Origin of the sequence: Streptomyces sp. NPDC057900 (genome assembly GCF_042887885.1) — a bacterium.
GTDB lineage: Bacteria > Actinomycetota > Actinomycetes > Streptomycetales > Streptomycetaceae > Streptomyces.
This window is the reverse complement of record NZ_JBHVOI010000024.1, coordinates 1-16,569: the sequence shown is the minus strand read 5'-3', so window position 1 is coordinate 16,569 and position 16,569 is coordinate 1. Positions and strand designations below refer to the sequence as shown.

General features: G+C 68.2%; 14 protein-coding genes and 2 tRNA genes. 3 read left to right on the top strand and 13 right to left on the bottom strand.

The window, feature by feature from the left end:
• Positions 1-38 precede the first annotated feature (38 nt).
• The 7 genes from mreD to ACFVQ0_RS36725 all read right to left on the bottom strand — a co-directional run bounded on the left by mreD (position 39) and on the right by ACFVQ0_RS36725 (position 8,356).
• A complete protein-coding gene (gene mreD, locus ACFVQ0_RS36755; RefSeq protein WP_390093543.1) occupies positions 39-704 on the bottom strand; it encodes a rod shape-determining protein MreD in 666 nt (221 codons plus the stop codon).
• A gap of 11 nt (positions 705-715) precedes the next feature.
• Positions 716-1,768: a rod shape-determining protein MreC gene (mreC, locus tag ACFVQ0_RS36750; protein WP_311305713.1), complete on the bottom strand. Its 1,053-nt coding sequence runs from the start codon at positions 1,766-1,768 to the stop codon at positions 716-718.
• A 99-nt stretch (positions 1,769-1,867) separates the two neighbouring features.
• Complete coding sequence (locus ACFVQ0_RS36745) at positions 1,868-2,887, bottom strand: rod shape-determining protein (RefSeq protein WP_024492993.1); 1,020 nt, start codon at positions 2,885-2,887, stop codon at positions 1,868-1,870.
• 293 nt (positions 2,888-3,180) lie between these two features.
• Positions 3,181-3,594: a nucleoside-diphosphate kinase gene (gene ndk, locus ACFVQ0_RS36740; RefSeq protein WP_024492992.1), complete on the bottom strand. Its 414-nt coding sequence runs from the start codon at positions 3,592-3,594 to the stop codon at positions 3,181-3,183.
• A gap of 139 nt (positions 3,595-3,733) precedes the next feature.
• Positions 3,734-4,090, bottom strand: coding sequence for a DUF4233 domain-containing protein (locus ACFVQ0_RS36735; RefSeq protein WP_390093542.1), 357 nt, complete (start codon positions 4,088-4,090; stop codon positions 3,734-3,736).
• 5 nt (positions 4,091-4,095) lie between these two features.
• Complete coding sequence (locus ACFVQ0_RS36730) at positions 4,096-5,619, bottom strand: bifunctional folylpolyglutamate synthase/dihydrofolate synthase (RefSeq protein WP_390093541.1); 1,524 nt, start codon at positions 5,617-5,619, stop codon at positions 4,096-4,098.
• Positions 5,620-5,734: 115 nt separating this feature from the next.
• On the bottom strand, positions 5,735-8,356 hold the full coding sequence (locus ACFVQ0_RS36725) for a valine--tRNA ligase (RefSeq protein ID WP_390093540.1): 2,622 nt from the start codon (positions 8,354-8,356) through the stop codon (positions 5,735-5,737).
• A gap of 150 nt (positions 8,357-8,506) precedes the next feature.
• Between ACFVQ0_RS36725 and ACFVQ0_RS36720 the strand changes: the two genes are divergently transcribed.
• Positions 8,507-9,511: a hypothetical protein gene (locus tag ACFVQ0_RS36720; protein WP_390093539.1), complete on the top strand. Its 1,005-nt coding sequence runs from the start codon at positions 8,507-8,509 to the stop codon at positions 9,509-9,511.
• Positions 9,512-9,588: 77 nt separating this feature from the next.
• On the opposite strand, the gene clpX is transcribed toward ACFVQ0_RS36720, so the two are convergent.
• The 5 genes from clpX to ACFVQ0_RS36695 form a co-directional block, all read right to left on the bottom strand.
• Positions 9,589-10,887, bottom strand: a complete 1,299-nt coding sequence (clpX, locus tag ACFVQ0_RS36715) for an ATP-dependent Clp protease ATP-binding subunit ClpX (protein ID WP_327336834.1) — start codon at positions 10,885-10,887, stop codon at positions 9,589-9,591.
• Positions 10,888-11,044: 157 nt separating this feature from the next.
• A complete protein-coding gene (locus ACFVQ0_RS36710; protein WP_390093538.1) occupies positions 11,045-11,728 on the bottom strand; it encodes an ATP-dependent Clp protease proteolytic subunit in 684 nt (227 codons plus the stop codon).
• A gap of 80 nt (positions 11,729-11,808) precedes the next feature.
• On the bottom strand, positions 11,809-12,414 hold the full coding sequence (locus ACFVQ0_RS36705) for an ATP-dependent Clp protease proteolytic subunit (protein WP_018551584.1): 606 nt from the start codon (positions 12,412-12,414) through the stop codon (positions 11,809-11,811).
• Positions 12,415-12,678: 264 nt separating this feature from the next.
• Positions 12,679-14,073 (bottom strand): trigger factor, encoded by a 1,395-nt coding sequence (gene tig / locus ACFVQ0_RS36700; protein WP_390093537.1) that lies wholly within the window; start codon positions 14,071-14,073, stop codon positions 12,679-12,681.
• A 150-nt stretch (positions 14,074-14,223) separates the two neighbouring features.
• Positions 14,224-14,300, bottom strand: a tRNA-Pro gene (locus ACFVQ0_RS36695).
• A 165-nt stretch (positions 14,301-14,465) separates the two neighbouring features.
• Between ACFVQ0_RS36695 and ACFVQ0_RS36690 the strand changes: the two genes are divergently transcribed.
• Positions 14,466-14,539 (top strand) — tRNA-Gly (locus tag ACFVQ0_RS36690).
• A gap of 133 nt (positions 14,540-14,672) precedes the next feature.
• Here the strand turns inward: ACFVQ0_RS36690 and ACFVQ0_RS36685 are convergent.
• Positions 14,673-14,867, bottom strand: a complete 195-nt coding sequence (locus tag ACFVQ0_RS36685; protein WP_145763503.1) for a hypothetical protein — start codon at positions 14,865-14,867, stop codon at positions 14,673-14,675.
• A 479-nt stretch (positions 14,868-15,346) separates the two neighbouring features.
• Here ACFVQ0_RS36685 and ACFVQ0_RS36680 point away from each other — a divergent pair, with 479 nt between their 5' ends.
• Complete coding sequence (locus ACFVQ0_RS36680) at positions 15,347-16,504, top strand: acyltransferase family protein (RefSeq protein ID WP_390093536.1); 1,158 nt, start codon at positions 15,347-15,349, stop codon at positions 16,502-16,504.
• Positions 16,505-16,569 lie beyond the last annotated feature (65 nt).

Below are 16,569 nucleotides of genomic sequence, written 5' to 3'. Positions count from 1 at the left end.
GCGGGGGGCGCGGTGGGCGGTCCCCGGGGATTGCGGGCTCACAGTCGCTTGACTCCCTTGATCCGTCCGGCGCGCGCCGCCCGGTTCCGGGCGGCCTTGACGCGCAGTCCGCCGCGCTGGCCGCCGATGCGCAGGCCGGTGCCCGCGGCGAGCCAGCCCGCCGTGGCGTCCTTGCCGCCGGAGGAGGACTCGGTGAGGGGGTCGTTCACCGTGCGTCTGGCCATCGCCATGATCAGGGGCACGGTGAACGGCGCGAGCAGCAGGTCGTAGACGGCCGCGGTGAACAGCAGGCTGCCGAGCCCCACGTGGCGGGCGGCTGTGTCCCCGACGAGCGCGCCGACCCCCGCGTACAGCAGGGTCGATCCGATCGCCGCCGCGACGACCACGGCCATCGGCATCACGGCCGACTTAAGCTGGCCGTTCTCCGGCTTGATCAGTCCGGCGAGGTAGCCGATGACGCAGAGGACCAGGGCGTACCGGCCGGCCGCGTGGTCGGCCGGCGGCGCCAGGTCGGCGAGCAGCCCCGCACCGAAGCCGATGAGGGCGCCGCTGACGTGGCCGTAGACGAAGGCCAGTCCGAGAACGACCATCAGAAGCAGATCGGGCACCGCGCCGGGCAGCTGGAGCCGGGCGAGTACGGAGACCTGGACGACGAGCGCGAGCACGACCAGGGCGATGGAGAGCAGAGTCCGGTTGACGTGCATGGGGATCAGCTCTACCTCTGTTCGTTTACCGCGTTGTCGGCGTTCGGTGTGGCGTTCCCGCTGGGATTGGGGTCCGGGCTGCCGCTGGGGTCCGCGCTCTCGTGGATGTTCCCGACGACGTTGCCGTTGGTGTCCACGAGGTCGCCGTTGGGCGAGATGGTGACGGTGACGGTCGGGGTGGGCTTCGGCTTGGCGGGCTTGGCCGGCTTCTTCGGCAGGACCGCGTCGCGGGGGTCCTCACGCGGGGCCTGGACGACGATGCCGACGATGTCGAGCTTGGTGAAGCCGACGTACGGACGGACGTAGACCGTGCGGGTCAGGTCGCCGCCGGACGGGTCGACCCGGACGACCTCACCGACGGGTACGCCGGGCACGAACGGCTTGTCCTTGCTGGACCCGAACGTGACGAGCCGGTCGCCCTTCTTGACCTTCGCCTTGCCGTTCAGGAACTGGACGGCCATCGGGCGCGAGCCCTGGCCGGTGGCGAAGCCGAGTTCGTCGGTGGCCTCCATCCGGGTGCCGACGGTGAAGTCGGGGTCGTTGGCGAGGAGCACCGTCGCGGTGTCCGGGCCGACGGTGGTGACCCGGCCGACGAGTCCGTCGCCGTTGAGGACGGTCATGTCGCGCTTGAGGCCGTCCTTGGAGCCGGCGTCGATGGTGACCGTCCAGGAGAAGCCCTGGGCCGCTCCTATGGCGATGACCTCTGCGGCCTTGATGCCGTACTGTCCGGCGCCCGACTTCTTGAGCATCTTGTCGAGCTCGCGGACCCTGCTGCGGTTCTGGTCGTCGCTGCCGAGCTTGGCCTTCAGCGCGGCGTTCTGCTGCTCCAGTGCGGCGATCTTGTCGTGCCGGGCGCCGGAGGCGCGTACCGCCCCTATGGCGTTGCCCACCGGGTCGACCGCTGAGGCGACCCCGTTCTCGACCGGTCCGAAGACCGTGGAGGCGGCCTGCCGGGCGCCGTCCACCGGCGACGCCTCGCCGCCGCGGATGTCCACCGTGATCAGTGCGAACGCGATGACGATCAGCAGCACCAGGAGCAGCCGGCTCTCTCGTGTGTCCCTCACGTGCGGCGGCCGTGCCTTCCTCGTAGGAATGTTCGTGCCTGTATATCAACGATCCTCCGCGCGGAACGGCAGCGTCCGCGCGGAGGGCCAGTTGAGTTTCTACCGTCGGGGCTGGGCGTCCAGCACCTGCTGGAGCGCCTCGAACTCCTCGACGCACTTGCCGGATCCGAGCGCGACGGAGTCCAGCGGGTCTTCCGCGATGTGGATCGGCATGCCCGTCTCGTGGCGGAGCCGCTCGTCCAGGCCGCGCAGCAGCGCGCCGCCGCCGGTGAGGACGATGCCCCGGTCCATGACGTCACCGGAGAGCTCCGGCGGGCACTTGTCGAGCGTCGTCTTGACCGCGTCGACGATCGCGTTGACCGGCTCCTCGATCGCCTTGCGGACCTCGGTCGCGGAGATGACCACGGTCTTGGGCAGGCCGGATACGAGGTCGCGGCCGCGGATCTCGGTGTGCTCGTCCTTCTCCAGCTCGAACGCGGAGCCGATGGTGATCTTGATCTGTTCGGCGGTGCGCTCACCGAGGAGGAGCGAGTACTCCTTCTTGATGTGCTGGATGATCGCGTTGTCCAGCTCGTCACCGGCGACCCGGATCGACTGGGCGGTGACGATCCCGCCGAGCGAGATGACCGCGACCTCCGTGGTGCCGCCACCGATGTCGACGACCATGTTGCCGGTGGCCTCGTGGACCGGCAGCCCGGAACCGATGGCCGCCGCCATGGGCTCCTCGATGATGTGCACCTGGCGGGCGCCGGCCTGCGTCGACGCCTCGATGACGGCGCGTCGCTCGACCCCTGTGATGCCGGAGGGCACACAGACGACGACCCGCGGGCGGGCCAGGTAGCGGCGCTTGTGGATCTTCAGGATGAAGTAGCGGAGCATCCGCTCCGTGATCTCGAAGTCGGCGATCACGCCGTCCTTCAGTGGCCGTACGGCAACGATGTTGCCCGGTGTACGGCCGATCATCTTCTTGGCCTCGGCGCCGACCGCCAGGATGCCGCCGGTGTTGGTGTTGATGGCCACGACGGACGGCTCGTTCAGAACGATGCCGCGCCCCCTGACGTACACCAGCGTGTTGGCAGTCCCGAGGTCGATAGCCATGTCACGGCCGATGAACGACATTGAGTTCCCCTTGTTCCCCATGAGGATGCGTCGGGCCTTCCCAAGTGAAAGCGGTGATGGCTTGTTTTGGTAGGCGAGATGAGCGCTGCGGGCGTGGAAGCTTCCATCGTAGTGCCGGATACACCGACACAGCGCGAGGGTCCTTCGCCTTGTTGAGCAGAACGGGTGGCCGTCCCACTCATGGTGACGTTACGTCGGAGGGATGCGTTCCCGCGATCGGTGACCCTATGCCGAAGGGCGACCGAATTACTTCGGTCGCCCCAGGTCATGAGCGCTGTTTGGCGGAGCGAAGGTCAGGAAAGTCCCGGAAAGAACAGCTTCATTTCTCGCTCTGCGGACTCCTCCGAGTCCGAGGCGTGGATGAGGTTCTCCCGGGTGATCGTGCCGAAGTCACCACGGATCGATCCGGGCGCGGCGGCGATCGGGTCGGTCGGACCGGCCAGCGCGCGGACGCCCTCGATCACCCGCTCGCCTTCGGCCACCAGAGCGACGACCGGACCGGACTGCATGAACTCGACGAGCGGCTCGTAGAACGGGCGGCCGACGTGCTCGGCGTAGTGCTGCTCCAGCGTGGCCCGGTCGAGGGTACGCAGCTCCAGCGCGGTGATCTTCCAGCCGGCCTTGCGCTCGATGCGGCCGACGATCTCGCCGACCAGACCGCGACGGACGGCGTCGGGCTTGAGAAGAACGAGGGTGCGCTGGGTCATGTGCGGCTCCTTGCAGAAATACGGTCAGGCATACGGGTCAGGCGTACCGGTCAGGCATACGGGTGCGGTGAGGCGAGATTACAGGGGCACGGTGAAGACCCCTCGGCCGGGTTTGACCGCGGGGCGTCAGCCACTCGCCTCAGGTGCCGGCCGGGGCCTGCGCCGACTCCTGCGCGGCCCAGCGCGCCTTCACCTCGTCGATCTTGCGGCCGTAGTGCACCGAGGCCCACCACAGGCCGCCGAAGACCACTCCGAGGATGAACATCATCGGCACCACGAAGCCGCTGGCGACCAGCGCGATCTGGAGCGCCCAGCCGAGCTGCACCCCACCTGGACGGGTGATCACCCCGCAGAGCAGCACGGAGAGCAGCATGCCGATGCCGCAGACCGTCCACACCGTCGCGGACGACAGGTCGTCGGACTTCATCGCGACGAGTCCGGCGAAGCCGATCACGAAGAACTCACCGAGCAGCGTCGATGCACAGAGCGTACGCACGTGGGTCAGTGCCTTCCCAGGAGCAGCCGGGCCTCGCCGACCGTGATCACGGATCCGGTCACCAGCACCCCGGCGCCCGCGTACTCGTCCTCTTCCTCGGCGAGGGTGATCGCCGCCTCCAGCGCGTCGTCGAGCCGGGGTTCGACCTGGACCCGCTCGTTGCCGAAGACCTCGACAGCGACGGCCGCCAGCTCGTCGGCGTCCATCGCGCGGCCGCTGGAGTTCTGGGTGACGACGACCTCGGCGAAGATCGGTTCGAAGGCCTCAAGGAGCCCCCGGACGTCCTTGTCGCCGCTGGCCCCGACCACCCCGATCAGCCGGGAGAAGCCGAACGCCTCGGAGATCCCCGCCGCGGTGGCGAGGGCACCGGCCGGGTTGTGGGCGGCGTCCAGGATGACGGTCGGGCTGAAGCGCACGACTTCGAGACGGCCGGGCGAGACCACCGCGGCGAACGCCTTGCGGACGATGTCGGCGTCGAGCGATCCGGCCTGCTCCGCGCCGATCCCGAAGAACGCCTCGACGGCGCAGAGCGCCACCACGGCGTTGTGCGCCTGGTGGGCGCCGTACAGCGGAAGGAAGATGTTGTCGTACTCACCGCCCAGGCCGCGCAGCGTCAGCAGCTGCCCGCCGACCGCGACCTCCCGGGAGACGACGCCGAACTCCATGCCCTCGCGGGCCACCGTCGCATCGGCCGCGACGGCCTTCTTCAGCATCACCTGGGCGGCGTCCACCGGCTGCTGGGCCAGGATGACCGTCGCGCCCTGCTTGATGATCCCGGACTTCTCCACCGCGATCTCGCCGGGCGTGGAGCCCAGCCGGTCGGTGTGGTCCAGGGAGATCGGGGTGACGACCGCGACCGTGGCGTCGATCACGTTGGTCGCGTCCCAGCTGCCGCCCATGCCGACCTCGACGACGGCGACATCGACCGGCGCGTCGGCGAACGCCGCGTACGCCATGCCGGTGAGCACCTCGAAGAAGGAGAGCCGGTAGGGCTGCTGGGCGTCGACCATCTCGACGTACGGCTTGATGTCCTGGTACGTCTCGACGAACCGCTCGGCGTCCATCGGGGCGCCGTCCAGGCTGATCCGCTCGGTGATCGACTGGACGTGCGGCGAGGTGTAGCGCCCGGTGCGCAGCTCGAAGGCGCCGAGCAGGCCCTCGATCATGCGGGCCGTGCTCGTCTTGCCGTTGGTACCGGTGATGTGGATGGAGGGGTACGCGCGCTGCGGGTCACCGAGCGTGTCCATCAGCGCGGCGATGCGCGCCACGGACGGCTCAAGCTTGGTCTCGCCCCAGCGCCCGGCGAGCTCCTGCTCCACCGCGCGCAGCGCCTTGTCCACCTCCGGGTCGGTGGGGCGGGCGGGGACCTCGTCGCCCTGCGGCGGGCCCGAGGCGGCGCGCAGCGTCCGGCTCCCGGCCTCGATCACCGCCAGGTCGGGGTCGCGCTGGGTCTCTTCGTCGACGATCTCCGCGAAGGTGTCGTCGGGATCGGACGCGTCGTGCCGGTCTGAAGGGCGGGGCTCACTCACAGGGCCAGTCTACGGATGGGCACCGACATCGCGCGCAGCGCCCGGCGGCGCGGGTACGGCGGAGCCCCCGCGCTCCCGGGCGGGCCGGGTTCGCGGGGGCTCCTTGTGCGAGCCGTCAGGCGGTGGGCAGGGTCGCGAGCTGGCCGGCGATCCGCTCGATGTCGGCGTCGGCCTTGGTGAGCCGGCCGCGGATCTTGTCGACCACGTTGTCCGGGGCCTTGGCCAGGAACGCCTCGTTGCCGAGCTTCCCGGTGGCCTGCGCCTTCTCCTTGCGGGCCGCCTCCAGGTCCTTCGTCAGCCGCTTGCGCTCGGCCTCGACGTCGATCGTGCCGGACAGGTCGAGCGCGACGGTGGCTCCCGCGACGGGCAGCGACGCGGTGGCCTGGAAGCCGTCCCCGGCGGGCTGGAGGCGCAGCAGCTGCCGGATGGCCGCCTCGTGCGCGGCGAGCGCGGTGCCGCTCAGGTTCAGCTCGGCCGGGACCTTCTGGCCGGGCTGGAGCCCCTGGTCGGAGCGGAAGCGGCGGACCTCGGTGACGACCTGCTGGACGAGCTCGATCTCCCGCTCCGCGGCGTCGTCCCGGAAGCCGCTGTCGCCGGGCCAGTCCGCGATGACGACGGACTCGCGGCCGGTGAGCGCGGTCCAGAGCGTCTCCGTGACGAACGGGACGACCGGGTGCAGGAGGCGCAGCATCACATCGAGGACCTCGCCCAGGACCCGGCCCGAGACCTCGGCCGCCCGGCCGCCGCCGAAGAACGTGGTCTTGGACAGCTCGACGTACCAGTCGAAGACCTCGTCCCAGGCGAAGTGCCGGAGCGCCTCGCTGAGCTTGGAGAACTGGAAGTCGTCGTAGTACGCGTCGACTTCGGCGACGGTCTTGTTGAGGCGGGACAGGATCCAGCGGTCGGTCACCGACATCTCGGCGGCGTCCGGCAGCTCGCCCTCGATGGTCGCGCCGTTCATCAGCGCGAAGCGGGTGGCGTTCCAGATCTTGTTGGAGAACTTGGCGGAACCCTGGACCCACTCCTCACCGATCGGCACGTCGGTGCCGGGGTTGGCGCCGCGCGCCAGGGTGAAACGGAGCGCGTCGGAGCCGTACTTGTCCATCCAGTCCAGCGGGTTGACCACGTTGCCGAAGGACTTCGACATCTTCTTGCCGTGCTCGTCGCGGACCATGCCGTGCAGCACGATCGTCCCGAACGGCGGGACGCCGTCGTTGACGTACAGGCCGAACATCATCATCCGGGCGACCCAGAAGAAGAGGATGTCGTAGCCGGTGACCAGGACGGAGTTCGGGTAGAACTTCGCGAGGCTGTCGGTCTGTTCGGGCCAGCCGAGCGTGGAGAAGGGCCACAGGCCGGAGGAGAACCAGGTGTCCAGGACATCGCTGTCCTGCGTCCAGCCCTCACCCGTCGGGGCCTCGTCGTCCGGTCCGACGCAGACGACCTCGCCGTTCGGGCCGTACCAGACGGGGATGCGGTGGCCCCACCAGAGCTGGCGCGAGATCGTCCAGTCGTGGAGGTTGTCGACCCAGTCGAAGTACCGCTTCTCCATCTCCTGCGGGTGGATCTTGACCTTGCCGTCGCGGACGGCGTCACCGGCCGCCTTGGCGAGCGGTTCGACCTTGACCCACCACTGGAGGGACAACCTCGGCTCGATGGTCGTCTTGCAGCGCGAGCAGTGTCCGACGGAGTGGACGTAGGGGCGCTTCTCGGCCACGATCCGGCCCTCGGCGCGCAGGGCGGCGACGATGGCGGAGCGGGCCTCCAGCCGGTCCAGGCCCTGGAAGGGGCCGGGGACGGTGATGACGGCGCGCTCGTCCAGAACGGTGAGGAACGGCAGGTCGTGGCGCTTGCCGATCTCGAAGTCGTTCGGGTCGTGGGCCGGGGTCACCTTGACGGCGCCGGTGCCGAACTCGGGGTCGACGTGGTGGTCGGCGACGACCGGGATCGTGCGGTCGGTCAGCGGCAGCTTGATCTGCCTGCCGACCAGGTGCTTATAACGCTCGTCGTCGGGGTGGACGGCGACGGCGGTGTCACCGAGCATCGTCTCGGCGCGGGTGGTGGCGACGACGATGGTCTCGTCGCCCTCGCCGTACTTCATGGAGACGAGCTCGCCGTCGTCCTCCTGGTACTCGACCTCGATGTCCGAGATCGCGGTGAGACAGCGCGGGCACCAGTTGATGATGCGCTCGGCGCGGTAGATCAGCCCGTCGTCGTACATCTGCTTGAAGACGGTCTGGACGGCCTTGGACAGGCCCTCGTCCATGGTGAACCGCTCACGGGACCAGGCGACGCCCTCGCCCAGGCGGCGCATCTGGCCGGAGATCTGGCCACCGGACTCGTTCTTCCACTTCCAGACGCGCTCGACGAACGCCTCGCGGCCCAGGTCGTGGCGGGACTTGCCCTCCTTGGCGAGCTCGCGCTCGACGACGTTCTGGGTGGCGATGCCCGCGTGGTCCATACCGGGCTGGTAGAGCGCCTCGAAGCCCTGCATCCGCTTGCGGCGGACCAGCGCGTCGATCAGCGTGTGCTCGAAGGCGTGCCCCAGGTGCAGGGAGCCGGTGACGTTGGGCGGCGGGATGACGATGGAGTACGGCGGCTTCTCGCTGTGCTCGTCCGCCTCGAAGTAGCCGCGCTCTACCCAGCGCTCGTACAGCTTCCCCTCTACCTCGGCCGGCGTGTACTGGGTCGGCAGTTCGGGGTGGCTGGCTGGCTGCTGCGCTGCGTTCTCGGTCACGCGACACAGTTTAGGGCCGTCACAGTCATGCGCCGAAACCGGTTTGTTCGGTAACGGTGTGCCTCCCGGTGCCCCACGTACGCGGGACGTCCGTCAGGATGTTCGGAACGCATAAGTACGCATGAGCTTCACGAACAGGGGAATCCGCAGATGAGCTTCAACCAGCCGGGCCCGTACGACGGACAGCAGCCCCAGGGCCAGCCCGGCCCGTACGGCCAGCAGCCTGGCCCCTACGGTGGCCCGCCGCCGCAGGGCCAGCCGCAGGGACAGCCCGGTTACGGCTACCCCCAGCAAGCCCCCCAGGGCGTACCGCCGCAGCAGCAGCCCCCGCAGCCGGGCTACGGCTACCCGCAGGCCCAGCAGCCCGGCCCGTACGGCCAGCAGCCCCCCACTCCCCCGTACGGCGGCCAGCCGGTCTACGGCCAGCAGCCCGGCTTCCCCCCGGCCCAGCCCCCGAAGAAGAAGACCGGCCTGATCATCGGCGGCGTGATCGTGGCGCTCGCGGTCATCGGCGGCGGCGTGTACTTCCTGACGTCGGGCGGCGGCGCGAGCAACAGCGACGTGGCGGACTCCACGAAGGGGTACAAGCTGACTCCGGCGGCGACGCTGGACGGTTACAAGAAGGCCGACACCGGCGGCAGCGGCGCCGACGGCCCGCTGAGCGGGGCGGAGAAGACGAAGATCGAGGCCAATGGGATCAAGAATCCCGCTCAGGCCTCTGCCGCCTACCAGGGCGGGTCCGAGAAGGACATGAGCCTGAAGTACATCTCCCTCCAGGGCTACTGGGGTGAGGTGAGCGACCCGGCCGCGGTGATCAACAAGTCCTTCGACGAGGCCAAGGCCAACATGACCAAGGGCGACAGCAAGTCCAAGGGCGAGCTGGTCGGTTCGCCCAAGGACGTCACCCCGTCCGGATTCAAGGGCGCGTTGATGCGGTGCCAGAACCTCAAGATGGACAACCCCGAGGGCGACGGAAGCGTCGACAAGGGCCCCAAGTCCATTGAGATGCCGATCTGCATCTGGGCCGACTACAGCACGGTCGGCATTGTGTCCGGTCTCGACATGGGTCTCGCCATGACCAACAAGCCGATGTCCCAGGACGACGTCGCGGACCTCACCGCCAAGCTCTACAACACCTCCCGCACCAAGGTCTGATCCCGGCAACGCGAAGGGGCGCCCGGCCGGTTCATCCGGCCGGGCGCCCCTTCGCGTACGTGTCTACGGCGCGGCGGTCACGCCGACTTCTCGTGCCTGCCGTCGTCGTTCTTCCCGATCGTCCGCGGCTCGCGCGGGACCAGGGTGGGGTTGACGTTGTTGCGGACCACGTCGGCCGTGATGACGACCCGGGCGACGTCCTTGCGGGACGGCACCTCGTACATCACCGACTGGAGGACCTCCTCCATGATCGCGCGCAGACCGCGTGCGCCGGTCTGGCGCAGGATCGCCTGGTCCGCGATGGCCTCCAGCGCCTCGCGCTCGAAGTCCAGCTCCACGCCGTCGAGTTCGAAGAGGCGCTGGTACTGCTTCACCAGGGCGTTGCGCGGCTCGATGAGGATCTGGAGCAGGGCTTCGCGGTCCAGGTTGTGGACCGAGGTCAGGACCGGGAGGCGGCCGATGAACTCGGGGATCATCCCGAACTTCACCAGGTCCTCCGGCATGACCTCCTGGAACTGGTCGCTCGCCTGGATCTCCAGCTTGGAGCGGATCGTGGCGCCGAAGCCGATGCCCTTGGCGCCGGCCCGGGACTCGATGATCTTCTCCAGGCCGGAGAACGCGCCGCCCACGATGAACAGCACGTTCGTCGTGTCGATCTGGATGAACTCCTGGTGCGGGTGCTTCCGGCCGCCCTGCGGCGGTACGGAGGCGGTGGTGCCCTCCAGGATCTTCAGCAGGGCCTGCTGGACGCCCTCGCCGGAGACATCGCGGGTGATCGACGGGTTCTCGCTCTTGCGGGCGACCTTGTCGATCTCGTCGATGTAGATGATCCCGGTCTCGGCCTTCTTGACGTCGTAGTCGGCCGCCTGGATCAGCTTCAGCAGGATGTTCTCGACGTCCTCGCCGACATAGCCGGCCTCCGTCAGCGCCGTCGCGTCCGCGATGGCGAACGGGACGTTGAGCATCCGGGCCAGTGTCTGCGCGAGGAGGGTCTTGCCCGAGCCCGTGGGGCCCAGCAGCAGGATGTTGGACTTGGCGAGTTCGATCGCGTCGTCACGGCTCGCCCCGCCGCCGTTCTCCCCGGCCTGGACCCGCTTGTAGTGGTTGTACACAGCGACCGAGAGAGCCTTCTTCGCGGGCTCCTGGCCTACGACGTACCCCTCAAGGAACTCGTAGATCTCGCGCGGCTTGGGAAGTTCCTCCCACCGCACCTCGGAGGTCTCCGCGAGCTCCTCCTCGATGATCTCGTTGCAGAGATCAATGCACTCGTCGCAGATGTACACACCGGGTCCCGCGATGAGCTTCTTCACCTGCTTCTGGCTCTTTCCGCAGAACGAGCACTTGAGCAGGTCGCCGCCATCACCGATGCGTGCCACGAGGTGCTTCCCCTTCGCCTGGGAGACGCCTGGTTCAGCGCCTCCTGGTGCCTCTATCCGACGGTACCTTGCCTGGCCCCCCGTTCGGGCCCCCCTTGGCACGGTTCACACGGCCGGGGCCGGGTGACCCTGCCGTACCAAGGGGTAAAGGCCGACGTCAGGCGGCCGCTCCGGCCGCGCTCTTGCGCGTCGCGACGATCTGGTCGACCAGGCCGTAGGCCAGGGCGTCCTCTGCGGTCAGGATCTTGTCCCGCTCGATGTCGTCACGGATCTTCTCGATCGGTGTGGTGGAGTGCTTGGCCAGCAGATCCTCCAGCTGGGTCCGCATCCGCAGGATCTCGTTGGCCGCGATCTCCAGGTCGGAGAGCTGCTCACGGCCGGTCTGCGAGGACGGCTGGTGGATCAGGATACGCGCGTTCGGCAGCGCCAGGCGCTTGCCCGGGGTACCGGCGGCGAGCAGCACGGCCGCGGCGGAGGCCGCCTGGCCCATGCAGACCGTCTGGATGTCCGGCTTCACGAACTGCATCGTGTCGTAGATCGCGGTGAGCGCGGTGAACGAGCCGCCGGGGCTGTTGATGTAGATCGAGATGTCCCGGTCGGGGTCCATCGACTCCAGGCACAGCAGCTGCGCCATGACGTCGTTGGCGGAGGCGTCGTCGATCTGCACCCCGAGGAAGATCACGCGCTCCTCGAAGAGCTTCGCGTACGGGTCGTACTCACGCACGCCCTGCGAGGTGCGCTCCACGAAGCGCGGGACGATGTAGCGGTTGTCCACCTGCGGGCCGGTGTAGAGGCCGCTCGCGGAGGCGCCGGAGAAGTTGTTCATGTGGGTGTTCACCATCCTGGTGGCGTTCTGTGGCTGGGTGTCTCGGCGTACGAGAGAAAAGCGGTGCGCTGCGGTGCGGTCCGGCGTCGGCCGGATCAGGCGCCGGTGCCGCCGCCGCCCGGAACGCCCGACGCGATCGTGATGATCTCGTCGATGAGGCCGTAGTCCTTGGCCTCCTCCGCGGTGTACCAGCGGTCGCGGTCGCCGTCGCGGATGATCGTCTCCACGGTCTGGCCGGAGTGGCGGGCGGTGATCTCCGCCATCCGCTGCTTGGTGCGCAGCAGGTACTGGGCCTGGATCTTGATGTCCGAGGCCGTACCGCCGATACCGGCCGAACCCTGGTGCATGAGGATGTCGGTGTTCGGGAGCGCGAAGCGCTTGCCGGCTGTGCCGCCGGTGAGCAGGAACTGGCCCATCGAGGCAGCCATGCCCATACCGATGGTGACCACGTCGTTAGGGATGTACTGCATGGTGTCGTACACCGCCATGCCGGCCGTCACCGAGCCGCCGGGGCTGTTGATGTAGAGGTAGATGTCCTTGTCCGGCTCTGCGGCAAGGAGGAGCAGCTGCGCGGTGATCTTGTTGGCGATGTCATCGTCGACCTGCTGGCCGAGGAAGATGATGCGCTCGCCGAGCAGTCGGCTGTAGACCTGGTCACCGAGGCCTCCACCGAGGGACGGCTCTCCGGCGGCGTAGGGCATCAGATTCGTCACGTATCCACCTGCTCGTCTCTGACGGCTCCGGCCGTCTCAGCGTCTTCGTACCGGGTGGGCCGGGACTCCCCGACCCTTCCTATTCATGGACCCTAACGCGCAGGTGGGACAACGCCATCCCGCTTCCGCAACTGTTCGCTGGGAGCGCAAGCTCCGCAGTGCGCACACGGGTTGTAGGGGCGTGCGCCGATACGACGACGGGCTCCGGACGCGACTGCGTCCGGAGCCCGTCGTACGGGTTCAGCGCGAGGCTCAGGCCTCGGTCTTCGCCTCGTCCGCGTCGGCGGTGCCCTCGGCGGCCTCGACCGCCTCCGCAGCCTCCTCCGTCACGTCCTCGTCGTCCTCAAGGTCGACGGGCTCACCGTTGGTGTCGACGACCTTGGCGGCCTCGACGACCACGGCCAGCGCCTTGCCCCGGGCGACCTCGCCGACGAGCATCGGCACCTGGCCACCCTCGACGACGGCCTGGGCGAACTGGTCGGGGCTCATGCCGGAGGACTGCGCGCGCCGCATGAGGTGCTCGGTGAGCTCCTCCTGGTTCACGTTCAGCTTCTCCTTGTTGACGAGCTCGTCAAGGATGAACTGGGTCTTGATGCCCTTGATGGCCTGCTCCGAGGTCTCCGCCTCGAACTCCTCAAGGGTCTTGCCCTGGATCTCCAGGTACTTCTCCAGGTCGAGACCCATCTGGCCGAGCTGGTGGTGCTCCAGGTTGTGCTTGCGGGTCTGGACCTCGTCCGCGAGCAGCTTCTCGGGGATCGGGACCTCGGCGAGCTTCAGGAGCTCCTCCAGGACCCGCTCCTGGGCCTGGGTGGCCTGGTCGTACTGCTTGGTGCTCTCCAGCCGCTTGCGGCTGTCGGCCTTGAGCTCGTCCAGCGTGTCGAACTCGCTCGCCATCTGGGCGAACTCGTCGTCCAGCTCGGGAAGCTCACGGGCGGCGACCGCGGTGACCTTGACGGTGACCTCGGCCTCCTTGCCCTCGGCGGAGCCGCCCTTCAGCTCGGAGGTGAAGGTGGCCTCGCCACCCGCCTCCAGGCCGGTCACGGCGTCGTCGATGCCTTCGAGGAGCTCGCCGGAACCGATGGTGTACGAGACACCCTCGGCCACGCCGTCCTCCAGGACCTCGCCCTCGACCTTGGCGGTCAGGTCGATGGTCACGACATCGCCGTCGGCGGCGGCGCGCTCGACCGGGCTGGTCGAGGCGAAGCGCTCGCGGAGCTGCTCCACGGCCTTCTCGATGTCCTCGTCGCTGACCTCAAGGGCGTCGACGGTGACCTCGATGCCGGAGTAGTCCGGAATCTCGATCTCGGGGCGTACGTCAACCTCGGCGGTGAAGGCCAGCAGTTCGCCGTCCTTCAGCTCCGTGATGTCGACCTCCGGCTGGCCGAGGACGTTGAGCTCTCCCTCGTTGACGGCCTCGGTGTAGAACTTCGGAAGGGCGTCGTTGACGGCCTCCTCCAGCACAGCACCACGGCCGAACCGCTGGTCGATGACCCGGTTGGGGATCTTGCCCTTGCGGAACCCCTTCACCGTGACCTGCTGGTTGATCTTCTTGTACGCCGCGTCGAGGCTGTCCTTGAGCTCCTCGAAGGGCACCTCAATGCTGAGCCGAACCCGGGTCGGGTTCAGGGTCTCCACGGCGCTCTTCACGGTTCGGTCTCCTTGTGGCTGACTTCTTGGGGTTCTGCTCCACCGCGCACGAGGCGGCTTCGCGGACCGAGCCCGGTACATCAGACACACGGGCACGCATTTTGCATAGTAACGGCAAGGTGGAGAACTCCCACAATGCGATCTTGCCGGTGGTCGGGGTGGCCGGATTCGAACCGACGACCTTCCGCTCCCAAAGCGGACGCGCTACCAAGCTGCGCCACACCCCGTCGGTGCGACACGTAGGGTACATGCAGACCGGCAGTGCGTCGGGCGCTTTTCCGGAGGCGTCGCCCGACGCGACACCGGGTGCGGGATCGGGTGTGCGGGCAGCGCCTATGACCCGCTACGATGCTTCTCGTGCCGCGGTCCTGGTGACCTGCGGTGCGGTGCATGCGGGCGTAGCTCAATGGTAGAGCCCTAGTCTTCCAAACTAGCTACGCGGGTTCGATTCCCGTCGCCCGCTCCATGGCAAGGGCCCGGTTGGGTTCCATCCTCTCGGATGGAACCCAACCGGGCCCTTGGCGTTCCACCACGCGTTGACCGCGCGTCTTCCCCGCGCGCGTCCCGGGCCGGGGTACGGCCCGGGACGCGGTCCGGGGTCAGAAGCTGATCTGGTTGATGCTCTGCGCTATCGAGTCCATGAACTTCTGGATCGACGGCGCCATGCCGGTCGATGCCAGGAAGAAGCCGAAGAGCACCGCGACGACCGCGGGTCCGGCCTTGATGGAGCCGCCTCGGATCAGGACCACCAGGATGATCGCCAAAAGAAGCACCACAGACAGTGAAATGGCCACGACTGATCACACCCTCGGTCGGTCCGCCTTGCCGGCCCGGAGGCGTGCGGCCAAGCACACCTCCGTTTCCGTCCATCGTGCCACCAACTCCCCTGTGGTCGCTGCCGTCTGACGTAGCGACCAGTCGGTATCGCGCCATCTTGCGCCGGCCGCGCACCCGTTCACAGCCTCCGCGCCCGGCCGCCGGCCCAGTGGTGGCACGGCAGGGACGGACGGTGCGCGCGGTAATGATCAGATGAACGGAAATGATCTGCGACGGTGATCGTTTCCTTATCCACACACTTCATCCACATGCAATTCCCGACACCGAATGCGACGCAATTCACCGCCCTCAACTGCCTGCCGATATGCACCATTTAAGGAGGATTAACTAGCCCATATCGGGCAAAAAACAGGGGTTTGCTTTTTACTCAGCCGGGCACACGCGATATCCGATGGCGGTTTTACGAAATGCAATCGAGACGTCTAGGGTGCTTGAGATGTTCCACGCTCCGAACGTATTCCAGAGGGCACCGCTCCCCCCGGCGACCCGGGAGTCGGAGCCCAGACCCCAAGCGCCGGGCCAGGCTCCGGACGCACCCTCCGCGGTGGCCGTGGCGGAACGGCCCGCGCAGGCCCCGCCCGCCAAGAAGCGTGACGCCTACTTCGACAACGCCAAGTACCTCGCCATCGTGCTGGTCGCGGTGGCGCACTCATGGGTGCCGGTCATGGAGGGCAGCCGGGCGGCCCGCGCCGCGTACATGGTCACGTACACGTTCCACATGCCGGCCTTCATCATCATTTCCGGCTATTTCTCACGTTCGTTCAGCCTGACCCCCGCCAAGGTGAAGCGCCTGGTGACGGGGGTCGCCGTGCCGTACATCGTGTTCGAGACGGCGTACTCGCTGTTCCGGCGGTACGCGAGCGGCTCGTCCGACGGGGCGATCAGCCTGCTGGAGCCCTGGTACCTCACCTGGTTCCTGGCGGCGCTGTTCATCTGGCGGCTCACCACGCCGATCTGGCAGAACCTGCGCCACCCGCTGGCGGTCTCGCTCGTGATCGCGGTCCTCGCCTCGCTCGCACCCAGCATCGGCGACGACCTCGACCTGCCGCGCGTCCTGCAGTTCCTGCCGTTCTTCGTGCTCGGCCTCCAGCTCAAGCCCGAGCACTTCCGGATGGTCAAGCGCCGCGAGGTGCGGCTGCTGGCCCTGCCGCTGTTCGCCGGTGCGCTGGTCTTCGCCTACTGGGCGGCGCCCCGGATGCAGCTGGGCTGGTTCCTGCGCGACTCCAGCGCCCAGGAGATGGGTGCGCCGTGGTGGTCCGGCGCGGTGATGACCCTCGCCATGTTCGGCTGCGCGGCGCTGCTCACCGTCGGGTTCCTCGCGTGGGTGCCGCGCCGCCATATGTGGTTCACGGTGCTGGGCGCCGGCACGATCTGCGGTTATCTGCTGCACGGGTTCCTGGTGAAGGGCGCCGACTACTCGGGCCTCTTCGACCACAACGACTGGCTGATCTCGCCCACCGGGCTGGTACTCGTCACCGTGGCCGCCTCGATCGGGGTGACGCTGCTGTGCACGCCGCCGGTGCGACGGGTCATGCGCTGTGTGACGGAACCGGACATGAACTGGGCCTTCCGACGGGACGCCGCCAAGATCTGAGACGTCGGGTTTGAGCCAACACGGCGGAGCCGGGCCCGGTCGGGCCCGGCTCCGCCGTGTTGGCT

What these genes read in the sequence shown, in the direction of transcription:
- ACFVQ0_RS36710 (WP_390093538.1), bottom strand. Translation starts at nt 11,728, where the DNA reads ATGGTGAACACCCACATGAACAACTTCTCCGGCGCCTCCGCGAGCGGC.
- ACFVQ0_RS36705 (WP_018551584.1), bottom strand. Translation starts at nt 12,414, where the DNA reads ATGCCCTACGCCGCCGGAGAGCCGTCCCTCGGTGGAGGCCTCGGTGAC.
- mreD (WP_390093543.1), bottom strand. Translation starts at nt 704, where the DNA reads ATGCACGTCAACCGGACTCTGCTCTCCATCGCCCTGGTCGTGCTCGCG.
- ACFVQ0_RS36720 (WP_390093539.1), top strand. Translation starts at nt 8,507, where the DNA reads ATGAGCTTCAACCAGCCGGGCCCGTACGACGGACAGCAGCCCCAGGGC.
- ACFVQ0_RS36745 (WP_024492993.1), bottom strand. Translation starts at nt 2,887, where the DNA reads ATGTCGTTCATCGGCCGTGACATGGCTATCGACCTCGGGACTGCCAAC.
- ACFVQ0_RS36680 (WP_390093536.1), top strand. Translation starts at nt 15,347, where the DNA reads ATGTTCCACGCTCCGAACGTATTCCAGAGGGCACCGCTCCCCCCGGCG.
- ndk (WP_024492992.1), bottom strand. Translation starts at nt 3,594, where the DNA reads ATGACCCAGCGCACCCTCGTTCTTCTCAAGCCCGACGCCGTCCGTCGC.